Raw genomic sequence first — 17,295 nt, 5'->3', positions numbered from 1 at the left:
TCAGAAGGGCTCGAAGCAGTCGTAGTTGCGTTGCCGGCGGATCTTGTCGCCGTCGAACTCGAAGAAGACGGCGAAGCGCGCCTGCATGGTGTCGCCAGGCTTCAGCGTCCGGAGCGGGATCGCCAGCACGCCCTTCCAGACGATCTCGCAGGCGATCACCTCGGCCTGCTCCACGAGGCTGACGATCTCGTAGCTCTCCGAGCGCAGGACGTCCTGGCCCCGCGCGTTGGCGGCCTTCAGGTCGGCCAGGGTTCGCGTCGCGCCGGCGGGCGCCAGCAGGTTGGGGAACTCCTCCTGGACAATGTCGTCAGCGTAGAAGCCGAGCACGTCCTTCCGGAGTTCGATGGCCTTCAGGTAAGCCCGGACGATCGTGGCGCGGCTCATGGCCTGCCGGCTAGACGGAGAAGGCTTGGTCGGTGGCCCGGACTAGGGCGTCGACGATGCCCGGTTCGGTGGAGGCGTGACCGGCGTCCCAGACCACCTCGAACCGCGCTTCCGGCCAGGCGGTCTTCAGCTTCCAGGCGGCCTCCATGGGAGTCACCACGTCGAACCGTCCCTGCACGATCCAGCCGGGAATTCGACGGATGCGGCCGACGTTCTCCACGATCCAGCCGTCGTTCGGGAAGAAGCCGCCGTTGGCGAAGAAGTGGCACTCGATGCGGGCGAAGGCGATGGCGAAGTCGATCTCATTGAACTTCGAGGGCCGCGCCTCGGGACCACGGATGGAGATGGTGTCGCCTTCCCACTGGCTCCAGGCGGCGGCGGCCTCGGCCTGAACGCGCCGGTCCGGGTGGGTCAGCCGCTTGTGGTAGGCGGCGATCATGTCGCCGCGCTCGGCGTGCGGGATCGGCTTGCAGAACCGCTCCCAGGCGTCGGGGAACAGGAAGGAGGCGCCGTCCTGGTAGAACCAGCGCAGCTCGCGCTCGGTCAGCAGGAAGACGCCGCGCAGCACCAGGCTCTCCACCCGGTCGGGGTGGGTGATGGCGTAGGCCAGCGCCAGGGTGGAGCCCCAGGAGCCGCCGAACACGGACCACTTCTCGATTCCGAGGTGCTCGCGCAGCCGCTCGATGTCCTCGATGAGCGTCCAGGTGGTGTTCTCGTCGAGGCTGGCGTTCGGCCGCGAGCGGCCGCAGCCACGCTGGTCGAAGAGCGCCATCCGCCACTTCGCCGGATCGAAGAACCGCCGCATGGTCGGATTGATCGCCCCGCCTGGGCCGCCGTGCAGGATCACGCAGGGCTTGCCGTCGCGCTTGCCGCATTCCTCGAAATAGATCTCGTGGGCGCCGCCGGTCGGCAGCCAGCCGGCATTGAACGGCTCGCTCTCGGGGAACAGTCCGCGCCGGTTGGCGGAGCCGGAGACGGCGGGCGGGGGCGTGCTGCGTTCCATGCGACCCTTCTACTTCGGGAAGCGCCGGTCCATCCAGTCGAGGATCAGCCGGTTGACCTCCTCCGGCTTCTCCTGCTGCGTCCAGTGGCCGGAGCCGCGGACCATGTGCATCGCCAGGTCTCCGACGAGGGTCTTCATGGGCTCAGCCATCTCGGGCGTGAGCACCGCGTCGAGCTCGGCGGTGATCATCAGACAGGGCACGCCGTCCACGCGCTGAGGAAGGCCCTCGGCCCGCTCCCAGTTCCGCGTGAAATTGCGGTACCAGTTGATCGGGCCGGCGAAGCCGGTGCGCTCGAAGGCCTCGACGAAGACGGCCAGTTCGTCCGGCGTGAGCAGCTGCGCGCCATGGTCGCTGTCGTCCCACGCCCGCAACAGATCGCGGAAGGCGAAGGTCGAGCCGCCCTCGGCCGGCTCGGCAGCCGCCTGGAGCCCGCGCGGCTTGCGCATGAAGAAGCGCATCGTCTTGCGGACATCCGCGCCGAGCACCGCCTCGGGCTCGTCAGACGTCTGGAACCAGACGATGTACATGTCCGGCCCGAAACGATGGCGGAAGATGGCGATCGGGTCGGCCGGCGCCCGGGGCAGGAAGGGCGTATTGAGGCCGATCACACCGGCCACGCGCTGCGGATGCAGCAGCGGCATCTGCCACACGACGATGCCGCCCCAGTCATGGCCGCAGAAGATGGCCTTCTCCACGCCAAGATGGTCGAGCAGCCCGGCCAGGTCGCCGGTCAGCTGCTCGATGCCATAGGCCTCGACGCCGGCTGGGGTGGATGACAGCCCATAGCCCCGCTGGTCCGGCGCGATCACCCACCGCCCCGCGTCGGCGAGCGCCCGGATCTGATGGCGCCACGAGAAGGCCAGCTCGGGGAAGCCGTGGCACAGCACAACCGGAACGCCCTTCCGCGGACCGGCTTCGTAGTAGGCGATCTCGACGCCGTTCACCTGCGCACGCTGGACGGGCGGCATCATGGTCTCGAGCGACGACATCTTTGGGCCTCCTGTTGGATGTCCCCCGAACCGGCTGGCGACGGCGGCGCGGAGACAGTAGGCAAGGTTTCGTGACGTCAGCCATCCCCGAACCGCAGACCCGCCCCGCCACAACCCCCTGGGGGCTGGTGGTCCTGCTGGGCTCGCTGACCGCCATGGGGCCGCTGGCGATCGACATGTACCTGCCGAGCCTGCCGGCGATCGCCCAGGACCTTCGGGCGTCACCTGGTCAGGCGCAGACCACGGTCTCGGCCTTCCTGCTGGGCATGGCCGTGGGCCAGTTCTTCTACGGGCCTGCCTCGGACCGCTTCGGTCGCAGGGCGCCGATCCTGCTGGGCGTGGCGATCTTCATCGGGGCCTCGGCGGTCTGCGCCCTGGCCACGAGCCCGCAGGTGCTGATCGCCGCCCGCTTCGTCCAGGCCCTCGGGGCCTGCGCCGGCGGTGTCGTGGCGCGCGCGATCGTCCGGGACCGCTTCGACCACACCGAGACGGCGCGCATGCTCAGCCTGCTGATGCTGATCATGGGGCTGGCGCCGATCCTGGCGCCGCTGCTGGGCGGCGCACTCCTCGGCCTGGGCGGCTGGCCGCTGAACTTCTGGTTCATGCTGGTGTTCGGCGTGCTGGTCGGCCTCGCCACCCTGGTGCGGCTCGCCGAGAGCCGGTCCGATGAGACCTACCGCCAGGCGCGGTCCGAAAACCCGTTCCAGGCCTACGGCGCCCTGCTGCGGCAGCGCCGACTGGTCGGCTACGGCCTGGCGGGGGCGCTGAACGGCGCGACCCTGTTCACCTACATCGCCTCGTCCCCGGATCTGCTGATCGGCGCCTATGGGATCCCCGCGTCGATGTTCGGCCTGATCTTCGGCCTCAACGCGGTCGGGGTCATCGGCGCCAACCAGGTGAACCGCCTGCTCTTGCGCAGGATGACGCCTGACCAGGTGCTGGCCCGGGCGAGCCTCGCCGCGGCGAGCTTCGCGGCCCTGCTGACCGTCGCGGCGGTGACGGGGATCGGCGAGCGCTGGAGCGTGCTGCCGCTGCTCTTCCTGACGCTGGCCAGCTACGGGTTCATGCAGGGCAACACCATGGCGGGCGCGCTCAACGTGGATCCGAGGCGCGCCGGCTCGATCTCGGCCCTGCTGGGCGGGGCCTCCTTCGCAGTGGGGGCGCTCGCTTCCGCCCTGGCCGGGCTGCTGCACGATGGCACGCCGCGGCCGATGGCCGTGGTCATGCTGGTCGCCCTCATCGGCTCGGCCAGCGTCCTGCGGCTGCTCGCCCTGCCTAGGTCGCCGCCGGCCTGAACGCCGTCCAGGCGAGGATCGCCCAGCCGACCATGAAGGCGAGGCCGCCCAATGGGGTGACGGCTCCCAGCATGCGCGGGCCCCCGAGGGCCATGGCGAATAGCGAGCCCGAGAACAGCACCACGCCGGCCAGGAAGACCGGCGGCGCAAGCCGGGCGCCCAGCCATGCCGCGGCGAACACCGCCAGCACGTGGACGAAGCCGTAGAGGGCGCCCGTGCGCAGCCACTCCTGCGCCTTGGGATCGGCGACCCCGTGGGCGCCGAACGCCCCGAAGCCGACGCAGGCGAGGCCGAGGATTGAGGCGACCCCGAGCCAGGCGTTCATCAGCCCCACACCTGCGGCCGCCGGTCTTTCCACGGCGCTTCCTTCTCCAGCTGGGCGGCGAGGCGGAAGAGGGTGGCCTCGTCGGCAAAGCGGCCGGAGAACATCATCCCGATCGGCAGGCCGTCCGCCGATTGCCAGAGCGGCACCGACATCGAAGGCTGCCCGGTGAAGTTGAAGGGCGGGGTGTAGGGGTAGGTCGCCGCCTGCCGCCGATCGAACTCCCGGATGTCCTCCATCAGCGGGTCGAGCCAGTCCGTGCGTGGCGCGGGCGTGGCCATGACCGGCGACAGGTAGACATCGAAGTCTTCGAAGGCGGCGAGGATCTGCCGGTTCATCAAGCGCAGCTGCTGGAAACCCCAGAACGCCTGCTGGCCGGTCACCCGCTTGCCGGCCTCGTAGCCACGGCGGGCCAGCAGCCCGAGTTCGCCGTCCTCCGGCTCGCGGCCGAGCGCCTCGACCCAGCGCTGGACATTGGCCGAGAAGTTGGACGCGCTGGCGAAGCCCTGGGCGCGGTAGAGGATGCGGTAGTCGACGCCCAGCCCCCGCTCGACAAGCTCGTGGCCGAGCCCCTTCAGCAGGTCCACCGTCCTCAGCAGGGCCTGCATCATCTCGTCGGGGATCGGGCGGCCGCTGGGGGTCTCGGCGGACCAGGCGATGCGGAGCCGCCCGGGGCTCCGCTCCAGTTCGGCGAGGTAAGGACCGGCCTTGGCGGGCGCCTGGAACGGATCGTTGGCCTGCGGCCCGTCGGTGGCGTCGAGCATGGCGGCGCTGTCGCGCACCGTGCGGGTGACCACGTGGTGCACGGAGAAGCCCAGGGCGCCGTCGGAGACCTCGCAGATGGGCGTCCGATCGCGGGTGACCTTCATGCCGAACAGGCCGCAGCACGCCGCCGGGATGCGGATCGAGCCCAGCCCGTCGCTCGCGTGGGCCATGGGGACGATCCCCGCGGCGGTCGCGGAGGCCGCCCCGCCGGACGAGCCGCCAGAGATGTGGTCGGGGTTCCAGGGATTGCGGCAGAAGCCCAGACGCTCGGAATTGGTCACGCCGGGGATGCCGAATTCCGGCGTATTGGTCTTGCCGAGCAGGACCACGCCCGCCTCGCGATAGCGGCGGACGAGCTCGCTGTCCTCGACGTCCGCAGCCACCTGGGCGAACAGGCTGCCGGAGGTGCGCGGCCAGCCCTTCACCTGGCCCCGAGATCCTTGATCAGGAACGGGATGCCCTTGAACGGGCCGTCCGGCAGAGGTCCGGACGCCGCCTCGCGCGCCTCGTCATAAGCCTTGTAGACCACCGCGTTGAGGACGGGATTGTGCTCCTCCATCCGCTCGATGGCGGCCTCGACGAGTTCGCCCGGCGTCACCGCCTTCTTCGCCACCAGCTCGGCCAGGCCCAGGCCGTCGTACTCGGAAAAGGTCGTCATCTTGGGCATCAGCGGGCTCCGGCGGAAAGGAAGGCGAGCTTGTCGACGGGCGGGAGACCGCCGGCCTGACGCTTGAGTGCGCCGAAGGCGCCCTCGGCAGCGTCGAGGGCGGCCTCGATGTCGGCCTCGGTCATGGCCGCGCACAGGAACATGTTGTGCCAGGGATGCACATAGACGCCGCGGGCCAGCATCTCGGAGGCGAAGCAGAAGCCCTTGCGCAGGTCCGGATCCTCGTCGAACAGGAAGAGGGGCATGGTCGCCGGCCCTGTCTGCCGGAAACCGAACCCGGCCGCCGCCGCCCGCTCGGCAAGGCCATCGCGCAGCCGCGCGCCGAGCGCCGTGATGCGCTCCAGGTAGTCGGTCTCGCGGATCAACCGCAGGGTCTCGAGCGCGGCGGCCATGGGGGCGGCCTCGTACCAGAAGGAGCCGGTGACATAGACCGAGGCCGCGGCGGCGCGAGCCTTGTCCCCGCCGAGCAGGGCCGAGAGCGCATGGCCGTTGGCCAGGCACTTGCCCCAGGAGGAGAGGTCGGGCTGCACCCCGATGCGGCTCCAGGACACGTCGCGCGTCAGGCGGAACCCCGCGCGCACCTCGTCCACCACCAGGAGGGCGCCGGTGGCGTCGCACAGCTCGCGCGCGCGCCGCGCATAGGCGGGATCGGGGTCGGCCTGGTCGACGAAGGCGTCGTGCCGGAAGGGGGCGGCGAAGATGCAGGCGAGGTCGTCGCCGGCCTGGGCCACGGCCGCCTCGAGGCTGGCGACGTCGTTGTAGTCGCAGAACAGCTGGTGGGCCCGATCGCTGTCGACAACGCCCGCGGGCCTTGGCGTGCACCAAGCGGCGGCCCCGTGGTAGGCGCCCTTGGCGCGGACGACCGTCTTGCGCCGGGTATGCGCGCGGGCGACCACAAGGGCCATGGACGTGGCGTCCGTGCCGTTCTTGCAGAACATCGCCCAGTCGGCGTGGCCGACCATGCCGACCAGCGCCTCGGCCAGCTCCACCATGAGGGGCGTGGGGCCGGTGAGGGTGTCGCCCAGACCCAGCTGGCGGACATAGGCCGCGTCGATCTCGGGATTAGCGTAGCCGAACAGGTTCGGCCCGTAAGCGCACATCAGGTCGAGGTAGCGGCGGCCATCCACGTCCCAGAGGTGGGCGCCTTCCCCGCGGGCGAAGAACTGCGGGTAGTCGTCGGGCAGCAGGGCCACGGATTGATGGCCGTACATGCCGCCCGGGATCACCGCCTCCGCCCGCTCGCGCAGCTCGCGGTCCCGGCTGTTCGCGCCTGTCATCCCAGACCTCCCCCGCGGCGCTTCTCCCCTCGTGGCGTCGGAAAGACGCGGGGGCTTGGGCCGCCCGCGAACGGTAAACCCGGATCCCGTCCGCGACCAAGGAATACCGCGGTGGGCTTGCCTTTCGAGGGGCGCCGGAACGGGCGGTCCTCGCACCGGTTGGGTCAGACTGAGTAAGGCACAGGAGAACGCCATGGCGGGCCAATGGGCGGTGGTGGTGCACGGGGGCTGCAAGCCGATCCGGCCCGAGGAGGTTGAGGCAAACCGGCGAGGCATCTCGGCGGCGGTGCGGGCCGCGGCGGAGGCGTTGCGGTCGGGCGGATCGGCGCTCGACGCCGTGGAGGCCGCGGTCCGGTCCATGGAGGACGACCCGATCTTCAACGCCGGCCACGGCGCGGTCGGCAAGGCGGACGGACGGGTGGAGATGGACGCCTCGATCATGGACGGCGAGACGCTCGACATCGGCGCCGTCTGCGCCCTGCAGAAGGTCGCCAACCCCGTGTCCATCGCCCGCGCCCTGCTCGGCCAGGAAGAGGTGCTGCTGGCCGGGGAGGGCGCCCAGCAGTTCGCCCTGGCGCAGGGTGTGGAGCTCGCCGACATCCCACCGCGTCCGGACCCGCACGCCGCGGGCTGCGACACGGTCGGATGCGTGGCGCTGGATTCCAACGGCGCCATCGCGGCGGCCACCTCCACCGGCGGGCTGAAGGGCGCGCCGGTGGGCCGGATCGGGGACTCGCCCCTGCCGGGCTGCGGCTTCTACGCGGACAGCCGGGTCGGCGGCATCTCGGCCACCGGGGAAGGGGAGCGGATCGCACGCACCACGCTGGCCGCGCGGGTGATCCAGGCGCTGGAGGACGGGGCGGAGCCCCAGGCCGCCGTGGAGGCGGCGTTGAAGCGCCTCGACCGGGTGAGCGGCGAGGCCGGCCTGATCGCCCTCGATCCGCAGGGGCGCATCGGCTGGGCCTTCAACGCCACCCAGTTCGCCGTCGGTTGGGCCAGCGCCGGCGCCGAGGCCCGGGTGGAGATCGCCGGGCTGGAGGGCGCTGGGGGCGGCGGCTCGCGCCTGAGCTGAGCTGGCGCACGAACCGGGGCGGGACCGCTCGGTCCGACTCCCGCTAGGAGACGCCCATGTCGCCGGCGGTCCGCATGGGGCTCTTCTACGGGGCCATCTTCATCGGGACGGGCGCGAGCTCGCCCTACCTGCCGGTGTGGTTCGAACATCGGGGGCTGAGCGGCGCGCAGATCGGCCTGATCCTGTCGCTGCCGATGCTGGCCCGGGCGTTCACCGCCCCGCTGCTGGCGATCTGGGCCGACAGCTTCCGGCTGCGGCGGACGGCGCTGATCCTGATGGGGGCGGTGATCACCGGCCTCTTCGCCCTGATGGCCCTGCCGTTCGGCTTCGCCTGGTGGGCGGTGGTGTGGTTCGCCGCCTCATCAATGTTCTCGACGCTGTCGCCGCTGACCGACGTCATCGTGCTGCGCCGGGCGCAGCAGGACGGCTTCAACTACGGATGGCCGCGCGGCATCGGCTCGGCGGCGTTCATCGTGGCCAACCTGGTGGTGGGCTGGCTGGTGGCCCGCGGCTCGCCCGAGCTGGTGCTGGTCTGGATGGTGGCGGCCGCGGCCGCCGCCAGCCTGGGGGCGCGGCTCTTGCTGCCGCCTGACGAGGTGCACGAGGGCGGCCCAACCCCGGGCTTCGCCGAGCGCATGGCGGGGCTGAAGGGCCTGCTGGCGGACCGGGTGTTCATGACCGCGGTGATGTCGGCGGGCCTGATCCAGTCGGCGCACGCCTTCTACTATTCCTTCTCCGCCCTGACGTGGCGGCGGCAAGGCATCCCGGAGGACATGACGGGCGTGCTCTGGGCCGTCGGGGTGACGGTGGAGATCGTCTTCCTGTGGTTCCTCGAGCCCTGGCGGCGCAGGCTGGGACCCCGGCGGCTGCTGGCGCTCGGCGGGGCTGCAGCGGTGGTGCGCTGGACGATCCTGGCCAGCTCGCCGCCCCTGTGGGCGCTATTCCCCCTGCAGGCGCTGCACGCGCTGAGCTACGCCGCCACCTTCATCGCCTCGCTGCAGCTGGTCCAGGCGCTCTCGACGCCGAAGAACGCCTCGGCGGGGCAGGCCATCAACTCGGCGCTTTCGGCGGGGCTGCTCTCCGGCCTGGCCACCATGGCGTCGGGGTGGCTGTTCGATCGCCACGGGGCGGCCGGCTACCTGCTGATGGGGGCGATGGCGCTGGCCGGCACGATCGGGGCCTTCCGGCTGTTCGGCATGCGCCGCCTGGATCCAGCCTAGATCTGACGTGGGGTGAGCCTTGCCCCAGGGACCTCCGGCGCGCCTAATCCGGCGCAGATCCAGGAGGAGACGGACAGGCATGCGAGCGTTGCGGGTGGCGGAGCCGTGGGGGATCGACCAGGTCCAGGTGGTCGAAGCGGCCGATCCGAGCCCTGGCCCGGGCGAGGTGCTGGTGCGCATGCGGGCCGTGTCGCTGAACTACCGCGACCTGCTGATGATCCAGGGGATGTACGGCCGGGCCGGCCCTACGAGCGGCTCGATCACCCCCTTTTCCGACGGCTGCGGGATCGTCGAGGCCGTCGGCGAGGGCGTGACCCGCTTCCGGCCGGGCGACCGGGTGGCCACCATGTTCTTCCAGGGCTGGATCTCGGGGCCGCCCACCCTCGAGAAGGCGTTGACGGCGCTGGGCCACCCGATCCCGGGAGCCGGGCGGGAACTGGCCACGTTCAGCGAGCAGGGGCTCTCGAAGGTCCCCGAGTTCCTCACCGACCAGGAGGTCGCCACCCTGCCGTGCGCAGCGCTTACCGCCTGGCGGGCGCTGTTCGAGGACGGCGATCTGCGGCCCGGCGACACCGTGGTCCTGCAGGGCACCGGCGGCGTGTCCATCTTCGGCCTACAGTTCGCGCACGCGGCGGGCTACCGGACCCTGATCACCTCCTCCTCGAACGCCAAGCTGGAGCGCGCCCGCGGCATGGGCGCCGATCACCTGGTGAACTACCGCGACACCCCGGACTGGGCGAAGCCGGTGCGCGAGGTGACCGGCGGGCGCGGCGCCGACTTCATCATGGAGGTGGGCGGCGGCGGCACCATCGAGCAGAGCATGAGGGCGGTGCGGATCGGCGGCCACATCTCGATCATCGGGGTGGTGGCGGGCGCCGGCTCCGGCTTCAACCCGGCGGCCCTGATCGGCAACGCCGCCAAGCTGCAGGGCGTGTTTGTCGGCTCGCGCGACATGTTCGAGGCCATGTGCCGGGCGATCGAGCTGCACGGCATCCGCCCGGTGGTCGACAAGGTGTTCCCCTTCACCGAGGCGCAGGCGGCCTTCCGCGCCATGCAGGCGGGCGAGCACTTCGGGAAGATCGTGCTGGAGTTCTGACGCCGGCCGGCCGCCGCCTGAGCAGGACAGCGGGTCATGCCGTCGCCACGCGCGACAGCGCCTCTACACAGGGCAGGTCGGCCAGGCGGCGGGCGAGCAGCTCGGCCCGGGCCGGCTCCAGCCCCTCCACCTCCAGCAGCGACCAGGCGCAGGCGCCCACGTCCACGTGGCTGACCGATCGCAGATGGGCCTGGCTGGTCTGAACGACCCCAAGCACGCGGGTGAGCGCGCCGGGCTCGGGCGCCAACCTCAAACGCAGCAGGGCGGGCGCCGGCGGAAGCGAGCGGCTCATGGCGCAGACCCCGGCGCGAATTCGTGGGCGGCCTGGGCGAGCAGCTCGTTCCCGTCGCCCCAGGCGCAGAGCGTCAGGCGATGGACGCCGTCCGCCGGCGCGCCGGTCAGCCAGACCAGCTCCTGGGCGGCGCGTTCAGGCAGGGCCTCGGCGAGGCCGGCTTCCACGGCGCAGAGCACCGGCATGCCGGAGGCGCCCGCCACTTTCGCCTCCACGCGATGGGCGCGCGCGGGCGCGAGATCCTCGATGAAGCGGCGCGTGGCGGCCTCGACGTCCGCGAGGGGCAGGGGGTGGGTCATGGTCAGGTCTCCTTCCGGGTGGTCCCGGCCGGAGCGCGCTGGTCATGAAAAAACCCCGTCTCCTGGCCGGAGCGGGGTTGCTGGTCATCCGATCGTGCGGTTCGTCAGGCCGCGCGGGATCGCCCCCGTCCGATATGGCGGGTGGTAATCATCATCATCGCGGTGGCGGTGACGCGGCGCATGCCGCTTGCATAGGCGATCCGCATCGGCTTGCCAACCGTGGCCGCGGCCCGCCTTTCCGAAGCGGGCCGACTGGGGCCATAAAGCCGAACAAAGCGGGGGGCGCGAGCATGGCATGGCGGCGATTGGAGGCGTGGGCGGCGGCGCTGGCGATCTGCGCGGCCCACGGCGCCGGGGCGGCCGAGCCGGCGGCCAAGGTGGTGATCTACCAGGGCGCGACCCTGATCGACGGCACGGGCGCGCCGCCGCGCCCGGAGCAGGCTATCGTCGTCGAGGGCGAGCGGATCGCCGCGGTCGGGTCGCTGACCGCCATGTCCCTGCCGGCCGAGGCAGAGACGGTGGACGCCCGGGGGCTGTTCGTCCTGCCCGGCCTGATCGACACCCACGTGCACATGGCGACGCCGCCGAACCCGCCCCGGGCCGAGGCGCTGATGCGCCGCCAGCTCTACAGCGGCGTCACCGCCGTTCGCGACATGGCCGACGACACCCGGTCTGTGGCGGAGCTGCAGCGGCGGGCCCGTGTCGGCGAAATCCCCGCACCGGACGTCTATTTCGCCGCCCTGATGGCGGGGCCGAGCTTCTTCACCGATCCCCGAACCCTCGCGGTGAGCCGTGGCGACACGCCGGGCAAGGTCCCCTGGATGCAGGCGATCGACGAGACGACGGACCTGCCGCTGGCGGTGGCCATGGCGCGCGGCACCTACGCCACGGCGATCAAGATCTACGCGAACCTGCCGGGCGAGCTGGTCAAGCGGATCACCGCCGAGGCGCATCGGCAGGGGATGCGGGTCTGGGCGCACTCGGCGGTGTTCCCGGCCAGCCCCCGGGACGTCATCGACGCCGGCGTCGACGTCAGCTCCCACGTCTGCCCGATCGCCTACCAGGTGTCCGAGAAGATGCCGGCCAGCTACCAGGACCCTACGCCGGTGGACGAGGCCAGGCTCGGTCGCGGCGACCATCCGCAGATGGCCGCCCTGTTCGACGCCATGAAGGCCAAGGGCGTCGTCCTGGATGCGACCGTGCGGGTCTATGCCGAGGGCGAGAAGCGCTGGAAGGCCAATCCCAAGGGCCGGCCGCCGCGCTGCAGCGCCGACACCGCCTACCGGCTGACGTCGCACGCCTTCCGCCGGGGCGTGGAGATCTCCACCGGCACGGACGGCGACACCGACTGGCGCGAGGCCTATCCTTCCCTGCACGAGGAGCTGGAGCTGCTGGCTGGCAAGGCGGGGATGCCGCCGCTGCAGGTCATCCGCTCGGCGACCCTGGTGGCGGCGAAGACGCTGGGCCGCGAGGCCGAGATGGGCACGGTAGCGCCGCGCAAGCTGGCCAATCTGGTGTTCGTGACCAAGGACCCGTCGAAAGACGTCGGCGCCCTGCGCACCGTCGCCTTCACGGTGAAGCGTGGGCAGGTGTTCCGTCGGGTGGACTACCGCCCGATCAGCGAAGCGGAGGGGATCGAGCATGAGTGACGGCAAGGACGGCGTCAGCCGGCGCGCGGTGCTGGCGGCCGTCGGGGCCGCGCTTGGAACGCCGGCGGTCGCGGCCGTCGATCCGCGGCCGTGGAAGGATGCGGTGATCGTCAACGCCCTGGGCGGGCTCGACAACCCGAACATCCAGGACGAGGGGGCCGAGAGCAATGTCTCGCGCGGGGCGCGAAGGTCGCTGCGGCTCGACGCCCGCACGCTCGCCGACGCACGGGCGTCCGGGGTGACGGCCGTGAACTGCACGATCGGCTACGTCGCGGGCGAGGGAGACCCCTTCGAGGTGACCGTTTCCGACATCGCCCGCTATGACCGCATGGTGCGCGACCACGGCGCTCACCTGCTGAAGGTGCTGAACGCCGCGGACATCCTGCGGGCCAAGCGCGAGCGCAAGATCGGGCTGATCTACGGCTTCCAGAACGCCGTGCAGGTGGGGCGGAACCTGGAACGGGTGGACGTCTTCGCCGACCTCGGCGTGCGGGTCGTCCAGCTGACCTACAATCCCGCCAACCCCCTCGGCGACGGGGCGACGGCGCCTCAGAACCGGGGGCTGACGCCGTTCGGGCGAGAGGTGGTGGCGCGGCTGAACGCCAACCGGATCATGGTCGACCTCAGCCACAGCGGCGAGCGGACGTGCCTGGACGCCATCGAGGCGTCCGCCCAGCCGATCTCGATCAATCACACCGGTTGCCGGGCGCTCGTCGACCTGCCGCGCAACAAGACCGACCTCGAGCTGCGGCGGGTGGCCCAGAAGGGCGGCTTCGTCGGCATCTATTTCATGCCGTTCCTCAACGCCGAGGGGAAGGTCAGGGCGGCCGACGTGGTCCGGCACATCGAACATGCGGTGAATGTCTGCGGCGAAGACGCCGTGGGCCTCGGCACCGACGGGCCGATCACCCAGATCGACGACCTGGACGGCTACAAGGCGGCCCTGGCCAAGGAAGTGGCCGACCGCAAGGCGCGCGGCATCGGGGCGCCGGGCGAGGGGCCGGAGACCTATCCCTTCGCCGTGGATCTTCGCGGCCCCACCCAGTTCTTCGACCTCGCCGGGCGGCTGAAGGCGAGGGGGCATTCGACCGCACGCATCGAGAAGATCCTCGGCGGCAATTTCGTGCGCTACGCCCGCGACGTCTGGGGAGGCTGAGGTGATCGTCATCAGCCGCGAGGCGGTCCGGACGCACCTGACCTACGAGGCCTGCATTCCCCTCGTGCGCGAGGCGATGGTCGCCCTGTCTCGCGACGTGACCCGGCAGATCCCGCGCCAGATCATCGACCTCGAGGGCGGGCGCGCCTTCGGCGTCATGCCTGGGGCGCTTGGGCCCGGCGCGGTGTTCGGGGCCAAGCTGATCAGCGTCTTTCCCGAAAACTTCGAGAAGGGGCTGCAGTCGCACCAGGGGCTGGTGGCTGTGTTCGACCCCGCCAGCGGCGCCCTGGCCGCCATGGTGCACGCCGGCGAGGTGACCGCGATCCGCACGGCCGCGGCCTCGGCGGTGGCGACGGACGCGCTGGCCCGGCCGGAAGCGGCGACGCTGGCGATCCTCGGCTACGGCGAACAGGCGCACACCCACGCTCATGCGATGACCAAGGTGCGCCAGGTTTCGGAGGTGCGGGTCTGGGGCCGCTCCTCAGAGCGCGCCGCCGCCTTCGCCGCCCGCCTGGAATCCGAACTCGGCCGGCCTGTGCGGGCCTGCGCCGACGCACGAGAGGCGGTGGACGGAGCCGACCTCGTCTGCACCACCACCGCGGCCGCGGAGCCCGTGCTGCTTGGCGAGTGGATCACGCCCGGCGCGCACCTGAACCTGGTGGGATCGAGCCGCGCCGGCCCCGCGGAGGTCGATGTCCAGCTTGTCGCCCGCAGCCGCTTCTTCGCCGACCATGAGCAGGGCGTGCGCCTGCAGGGGGCGGAGTGGCTGAACGCGCTTGCCGCGGGCGTTGTGGGCGAGGACCATCTGCTGGGCGAGATCGGCCAGGTGCTGGATGGCGCCCTCGTCGGCCGGACCACGCCGCGCGACATCACCGCCTACAAGTCCCTGGGCAGCATCGTTCAGGACCTTGCGGCCGCGGGCTGGCTCGCCGAGCAGGCGCGGAGCCTGGGCTTCGGCGTCGAGGTGGCGTTTTAGGCAGGAAAAAGCCCGGCGGCCGGAATGCGGTGACCGCCGGGCTTCAACTCGAGGGCTTCGTACCGACCTTCGCCGGACCGCGGCTTAACAGTCGCGAAGCGCGGCAGTTCCGGCCGCCGCGTCACGAAAGCTTGAGCGGTCAGATGCCGGGGTGGAAGCCAGCCTCCAGCACGTCGAAGATCCTCTGGGCCGCCTCCTCCGGCGTCAGCGACGTTGTGTCGATGCGGATCTCGGGGGTCTCTGGCGGTTCGTACGGGCTGTCGATGCCGGTGAAGTTCTTGAGCTCGCCGGCGCGGGCCTTCTTGTAGAGGCCCTTCACGTCGCGCTTCTCGGCCTCGGCCAGCGGGGTGTCGACGAACACCTCCACGAACTCGCGGTCCTCCAGCAGCTCGCGGGCCATGCGCCGCTCCGCCCGGAAGGGGGAGATGAAGCTCACCAGCACGATCAGGCCAGCGTCGACCATCAGCTTGGCCACCTCGGCGACGCGGCGGATGTTCTCCACCCGGTCCTCCTCGGTGAAGCCGAGGTCCTTGTTGAGGCCGTGGCGGACGTTGTCGCCGTCCAGCAGGTAGGTGTGGCGGCCCTCGGCGTGCAGGCGCTTTTCCACCAGGTTGGCGATGGTCGACTTGCCCGCGCCCGACAGCCCGGTGAACCAGACCACGCGGGCCTTCTGGCCCTTGGCGGCCGAGCGGGCGGCCTTGTGCACGTCCAGCGCCTGCCAGTGGATGTTCTGGCTGCGGCGCAGCGCGAAATGCAGCATGCCCGCGCCGACCGTGCGGTTGGAGATCCGGTCGATGAGGATGAAGCCGCCGAGGTCCTTGTTCTCGGCGTAGGGGTCGAAGGCGATCGGGGCGTCGAGGGCGAGGTTGCAGACCCCGATCTCGTTGAGCTCCAGGCGGGTGGCCGCCAGGTGCTCCAGGGTGTTCACATTGACCTTGTACTTGGGCTCGGTGACCTGGGCCGAGACGGTGCGGGCGCCGAGCTTCATCAGGTACGGCCGCCCCGGCAGCATCGGCTCGTCGTCGAACCAGACCACCGTGCTCTCGAACTGGTCGGCCACCGCCGGCGGCTCGCCCGAGGCGGCGAGCACGTCGCCGCGGGAGACGTCGATCTCGTCGGCCAGCGTCAGGGTCACCGACTGGCCGGCGACGGCCTGGTCGAGGTCGCCGCGCATCGTCACGATGCGGGCCACCGTGCTCTCGCGCCCGGACGGCAGGGCCTTCACCCGGTCGCCGGGCTTCACGACGCCCGAGGCGATCAGGCCCGAGAAGCCGCGGAAGTCGAGGTTCGGCCGGTTCACCCACTGGACCGGCATGCGGAAGGGCTTTTCCTGCAGGTCGTCCTCGACCGGGGCTTCCTCCAGCCAGCGCATCAGCGGCGGGCCGGCGTACCAGGCCAGGTTGGCCGACGGCTCGGTGATGTTGTCGCCCTTCAGGGCCGACATGGGGATGGCGGTGAAGGCCTTCAGGCCGATCTGCTCGGCGAAGGCGCGGTAGTCGGCGACGATCTCGTCGAAGCGGTCCTGGTCCCAGCCGACCAGGTCCATCTTGTTGATCGCCAGGACCACGTGGCGGATGCCCAGCAGGCTGACCAGGTAGCTGTGCCGGCGGGTCTGGGTGAGCACGCCCTTGCGGGCGTCGATCAGGATGATGGCGGCGTCGGCGGTGGATGCGCCGGTGACCATGTTGCGGGTGTACTGCTCGTGGCCCGGCGTGTCGGCGACAATGAACTTGCGCTTGTCGGTGGAGAAGAACCGGTAGGCGACATCGATGGTGATGCCCTGCTCGCGCTCGGCGGCGAGGCCGTCCACCAGCAGGGCGAAGTCGATCTCGCCGCCCTGGGTGCCCACCTTCTTGGAGTCGGCTTCGAGGGCCGCCAGCTGGTCCTCGAAGATCATCTTGGAGTCGTAGAGCAGCCGCCCGATCAGGGTCGACTTGCCGTCGTCCACCGAACCGCAGGTGAGGAAGCGCAGCAGGGACTTGTGCTCGTGGGCCTCGAGGTAGGCCTCGATGTCCTCGGCGATGAGTGCGGATTGATGGGCCATCAGAAATAGCCCTCCTGCTTCTTCTTCTCCATGGAGGCGGCTTGGTCGTGGTCGATCTTGCGGCCCTGGCGCTCGCTGGTGGTGGTGAGCAACATCTCCTGGATGATCTCGGGCAGGGTCGCGGCGGTGCTCTCCACCGCCCCGGTCAGCGGGTAGCAGCCGAGGGTTCGGAAGCGCACCGACTTCATCTGCGGGGTCTCGCCCGGGTTCAGGCGGAAGCGGTCGTCGTCGACCATGATCAGGGCGCCGTCGCGCTCCACCACCGGCCGCTCCTCAGAGAAGTACAGCGGCACGATGGGGATGTTCTCCAGGTGGATGTATTGCCAGATGTCCAGCTCGGTCCAGTTGGAGATCGGAAAGACGCGGATGCTTTCGCCCGGGTTCTTGCGGGTGTTGTAGAGCCGCCAGAGCTCCGGCCGCTGGTTCTTCGGGTCCCAGCGGTGCTGGGCCGAGCGGAACGAGAAGATCCGCTCCTTGGCGCGGGACTTCTCCTCGTCGCGCCGGGCGCCGCCGAAGGCCGCGTCGAAGCCGTACTTGTCGAGCGCCTGCTTCAGCCCCTCGGTCTTCCAAAGGTCGGTGTGCAGCGCGCTGCCGTGGTCGAACGGATTGACGCCACGGGCCAGCGCGTCGGGGTTCTTGTGCACCAGGAGCTCGAAGCCGAGCTCGCGGGCCATGCGCTCGCGCATCTCGTACATCGCCTGGAACTTCCAGGTGGTGTCCACGTGCAGCAGGGGGAACGGCGGCTTGGACGGATAGAAGGCCTTGGCCGCCAGATGCAGCATCACGGC

General features: G+C 70.8%; 18 protein-coding genes. 7 read left to right on the top strand and 11 right to left on the bottom strand.

The genetic code is table 11. The features are described from left to right. From VIL67_RS08255 to VIL67_RS08245, 3 genes are read right to left on the bottom strand one after another with little or no spacing between them, the layout of a single operon-like run. Positions 1 to 384: a nuclear transport factor 2 family protein gene (locus tag VIL67_RS08255; RefSeq protein ID WP_332048397.1), complete on the bottom strand. Its 384-nt coding sequence runs from the start codon at positions 382 to 384 to the stop codon at positions 1 to 3. A gap of 10 nt (positions 385 to 394) precedes the next feature. After that, entirely contained in the window at positions 395 to 1,387 is a 993-nt protein-coding gene (gene pip, locus VIL67_RS08250; protein ID WP_332048396.1) for a prolyl aminopeptidase, read from the bottom strand. Between the two features lie 9 nt (positions 1,388 to 1,396). Then, on the bottom strand, positions 1,397 to 2,377 hold the full coding sequence (locus tag VIL67_RS08245; protein WP_332048395.1) for an alpha/beta fold hydrolase: 981 nt from the start codon (positions 2,375 to 2,377) through the stop codon (positions 1,397 to 1,399). 71 nt (positions 2,378 to 2,448) lie between these two features. Between VIL67_RS08245 and VIL67_RS08240 the strand changes: the two genes are divergently transcribed. Further along, on the top strand, positions 2,449 to 3,672 hold the full coding sequence (locus VIL67_RS08240) for a multidrug effflux MFS transporter (RefSeq protein WP_332048394.1): 1,224 nt from the start codon (positions 2,449 to 2,451) through the stop codon (positions 3,670 to 3,672). Here the strand turns inward: VIL67_RS08240 and VIL67_RS08235 are convergent. The 4 genes from VIL67_RS08235 to VIL67_RS08220 are packed head-to-tail and all read right to left on the bottom strand — an operon-like array spanning position 3,653 to position 6,703. After that, on the bottom strand, positions 3,653 to 3,997 hold the full coding sequence (locus VIL67_RS08235) for a DUF423 domain-containing protein (RefSeq protein ID WP_332048393.1): 345 nt from the start codon (positions 3,995 to 3,997) through the stop codon (positions 3,653 to 3,655). The two genes, VIL67_RS08240 and VIL67_RS08235, sit on opposite strands and share 20 nt — an antisense overlap. After that, positions 3,997 to 5,184 carry an amidase gene (locus tag VIL67_RS08230; protein WP_332048392.1) on the bottom strand — a complete coding sequence of 396 codons (1,188 nt, stop codon included), beginning with the start codon at positions 5,182 to 5,184 and terminating at the stop codon, positions 3,997 to 3,999. Before VIL67_RS08230 ends, VIL67_RS08235 begins: the two co-directional genes overlap by 1 nt. Further along, a complete protein-coding gene (locus VIL67_RS08225) occupies positions 5,181 to 5,426 on the bottom strand; it encodes a hypothetical protein (protein WP_332048391.1) in 246 nt (81 codons plus the stop codon). The genes VIL67_RS08230 and VIL67_RS08225 overlap by 4 nt, the downstream gene beginning before the upstream one ends. Then, a complete protein-coding gene (locus VIL67_RS08220) occupies positions 5,426 to 6,703 on the bottom strand; it encodes an aminotransferase class III-fold pyridoxal phosphate-dependent enzyme (RefSeq protein WP_332048390.1) in 1,278 nt (425 codons plus the stop codon). Before VIL67_RS08220 ends, VIL67_RS08225 begins: the two co-directional genes overlap by 1 nt. A 193-nt stretch (positions 6,704 to 6,896) precedes the next feature. On the opposite strand from VIL67_RS08220, the gene VIL67_RS08215 reads away from it, so the two are divergent. The 3 genes from VIL67_RS08215 to VIL67_RS08205 all read left to right on the top strand — a co-directional run bounded on the left by VIL67_RS08215 (position 6,897) and on the right by VIL67_RS08205 (position 10,091). Then, on the top strand, positions 6,897 to 7,775 hold the full coding sequence (locus tag VIL67_RS08215) for an isoaspartyl peptidase/L-asparaginase family protein (protein ID WP_332048389.1): 879 nt from the start codon (positions 6,897 to 6,899) through the stop codon (positions 7,773 to 7,775). A 56-nt stretch (positions 7,776 to 7,831) separates the two neighbouring features. Further along, on the top strand, positions 7,832 to 8,995 hold the full coding sequence (locus tag VIL67_RS08210; protein WP_332048388.1) for an MFS transporter: 1,164 nt from the start codon (positions 7,832 to 7,834) through the stop codon (positions 8,993 to 8,995). Positions 8,996 to 9,074: 79 nt separating this feature from the next. Next, a complete protein-coding gene (locus VIL67_RS08205; protein WP_332048387.1) occupies positions 9,075 to 10,091 on the top strand; it encodes a zinc-dependent alcohol dehydrogenase family protein in 1,017 nt (338 codons plus the stop codon). 34 nt (positions 10,092 to 10,125) lie between these two features. Here the strand turns inward: VIL67_RS08205 and VIL67_RS08200 are convergent, their stop codons facing one another. Next, positions 10,126 to 10,383 (bottom strand): hypothetical protein, encoded by a 258-nt coding sequence (locus VIL67_RS08200; RefSeq protein WP_332048386.1) that lies wholly within the window; start codon positions 10,381 to 10,383, stop codon positions 10,126 to 10,128. Further along, positions 10,380 to 10,682 carry a hypothetical protein gene (locus VIL67_RS08195; RefSeq protein WP_332048385.1) on the bottom strand — a complete coding sequence of 101 codons (303 nt, stop codon included), beginning with the start codon at positions 10,680 to 10,682 and terminating at the stop codon, positions 10,380 to 10,382. The genes VIL67_RS08200 and VIL67_RS08195 overlap by 4 nt, the downstream gene beginning before the upstream one ends. 290 nt (positions 10,683 to 10,972) lie before the next feature. Between VIL67_RS08195 and VIL67_RS08190 the strand changes: the two genes are divergently transcribed. Genes VIL67_RS08190 through VIL67_RS08180 form a run of 3 tightly spaced genes read left to right on the top strand, consistent with a single transcriptional unit; the run spans position 10,973 to position 14,463 of the window. Beyond that, positions 10,973 to 12,331 carry an amidohydrolase family protein gene (locus VIL67_RS08190; protein WP_332048384.1) on the top strand — a complete coding sequence of 453 codons (1,359 nt, stop codon included), beginning with the start codon at positions 10,973 to 10,975 and terminating at the stop codon, positions 12,329 to 12,331. Beyond that, entirely contained in the window at positions 12,324 to 13,487 is a 1,164-nt protein-coding gene (locus VIL67_RS08185) for a dipeptidase (protein WP_332048383.1), read from the top strand. Before VIL67_RS08190 ends, VIL67_RS08185 begins: the two co-directional genes overlap by 8 nt. 1 nt (position 13,488) lies before the next feature. Beyond that, entirely contained in the window at positions 13,489 to 14,463 is a 975-nt protein-coding gene (locus VIL67_RS08180) for an ornithine cyclodeaminase family protein (protein WP_332048382.1), read from the top strand. Positions 14,464 to 14,602: 139 nt separating this feature from the next. Here the strand turns inward: VIL67_RS08180 and cysN are convergent, their stop codons facing one another. Both cysN and cysD read right to left on the bottom strand, forming a co-directional pair. Continuing rightward, positions 14,603 to 16,507: a sulfate adenylyltransferase subunit CysN gene (cysN, locus tag VIL67_RS08175; RefSeq protein ID WP_332048381.1), complete on the bottom strand. Its 1,905-nt coding sequence runs from the start codon at positions 16,505 to 16,507 to the stop codon at positions 14,603 to 14,605. Then, on the bottom strand, positions 16,507 to 17,295 hold a 789-nt coding region (gene cysD, locus VIL67_RS08170; RefSeq protein ID WP_332048380.1), incomplete at its 5' end, for a sulfate adenylyltransferase subunit CysD. The genes cysD and cysN, both read right to left, overlap by 1 nt.

Source organism: Phenylobacterium sp. (assembly GCF_036563385.1).
In the GTDB taxonomy this organism is placed as follows: Bacteria; Pseudomonadota; Alphaproteobacteria; order Caulobacterales; family Caulobacteraceae; genus Phenylobacterium.
This window is presented reverse-complemented; position numbering and strand designations above follow the sequence as displayed.

Coding starts and splice junctions, on each gene's coding strand:
- VIL67_RS08255 (WP_332048397.1), bottom strand. CDS start 384: ATGAGCCGCGCCACGATCGTCCGGGCTTACCTGAAGGCCATCGAACTC.
- pip (WP_332048396.1), bottom strand. CDS start 1,387: ATGGAACGCAGCACGCCCCCGCCCGCCGTCTCCGGCTCCGCCAACCGG.
- VIL67_RS08245 (WP_332048395.1), bottom strand. CDS start 2,377: ATGTCGTCGCTCGAGACCATGATGCCGCCCGTCCAGCGTGCGCAGGTG.
- VIL67_RS08235 (WP_332048393.1), bottom strand. CDS start 3,997: ATGAACGCCTGGCTCGGGGTCGCCTCAATCCTCGGCCTCGCCTGCGTC.
- VIL67_RS08225 (WP_332048391.1), bottom strand. CDS start 5,426: ATGCCCAAGATGACGACCTTTTCCGAGTACGACGGCCTGGGCCTGGCC.
- VIL67_RS08220 (WP_332048390.1), bottom strand. CDS start 6,703: ATGACAGGCGCGAACAGCCGGGACCGCGAGCTGCGCGAGCGGGCGGAG.
- VIL67_RS08215 (WP_332048389.1), top strand. CDS start 6,897: ATGGCGGGCCAATGGGCGGTGGTGGTGCACGGGGGCTGCAAGCCGATC.
- VIL67_RS08210 (WP_332048388.1), top strand. CDS start 7,832: ATGTCGCCGGCGGTCCGCATGGGGCTCTTCTACGGGGCCATCTTCATC.
- VIL67_RS08205 (WP_332048387.1), top strand. CDS start 9,075: ATGCGAGCGTTGCGGGTGGCGGAGCCGTGGGGGATCGACCAGGTCCAG.
- VIL67_RS08200 (WP_332048386.1), bottom strand. CDS start 10,383: ATGAGCCGCTCGCTTCCGCCGGCGCCCGCCCTGCTGCGTTTGAGGTTG.
- VIL67_RS08195 (WP_332048385.1), bottom strand. CDS start 10,682: ATGACCCACCCCCTGCCCCTCGCGGACGTCGAGGCCGCCACGCGCCGC.
- VIL67_RS08190 (WP_332048384.1), top strand. CDS start 10,973: ATGGCATGGCGGCGATTGGAGGCGTGGGCGGCGGCGCTGGCGATCTGC.
- VIL67_RS08185 (WP_332048383.1), top strand. CDS start 12,324: ATGAGTGACGGCAAGGACGGCGTCAGCCGGCGCGCGGTGCTGGCGGCC.
- cysN (WP_332048381.1), bottom strand. CDS start 16,507: ATGGCCCATCAATCCGCACTCATCGCCGAGGACATCGAGGCCTACCTC.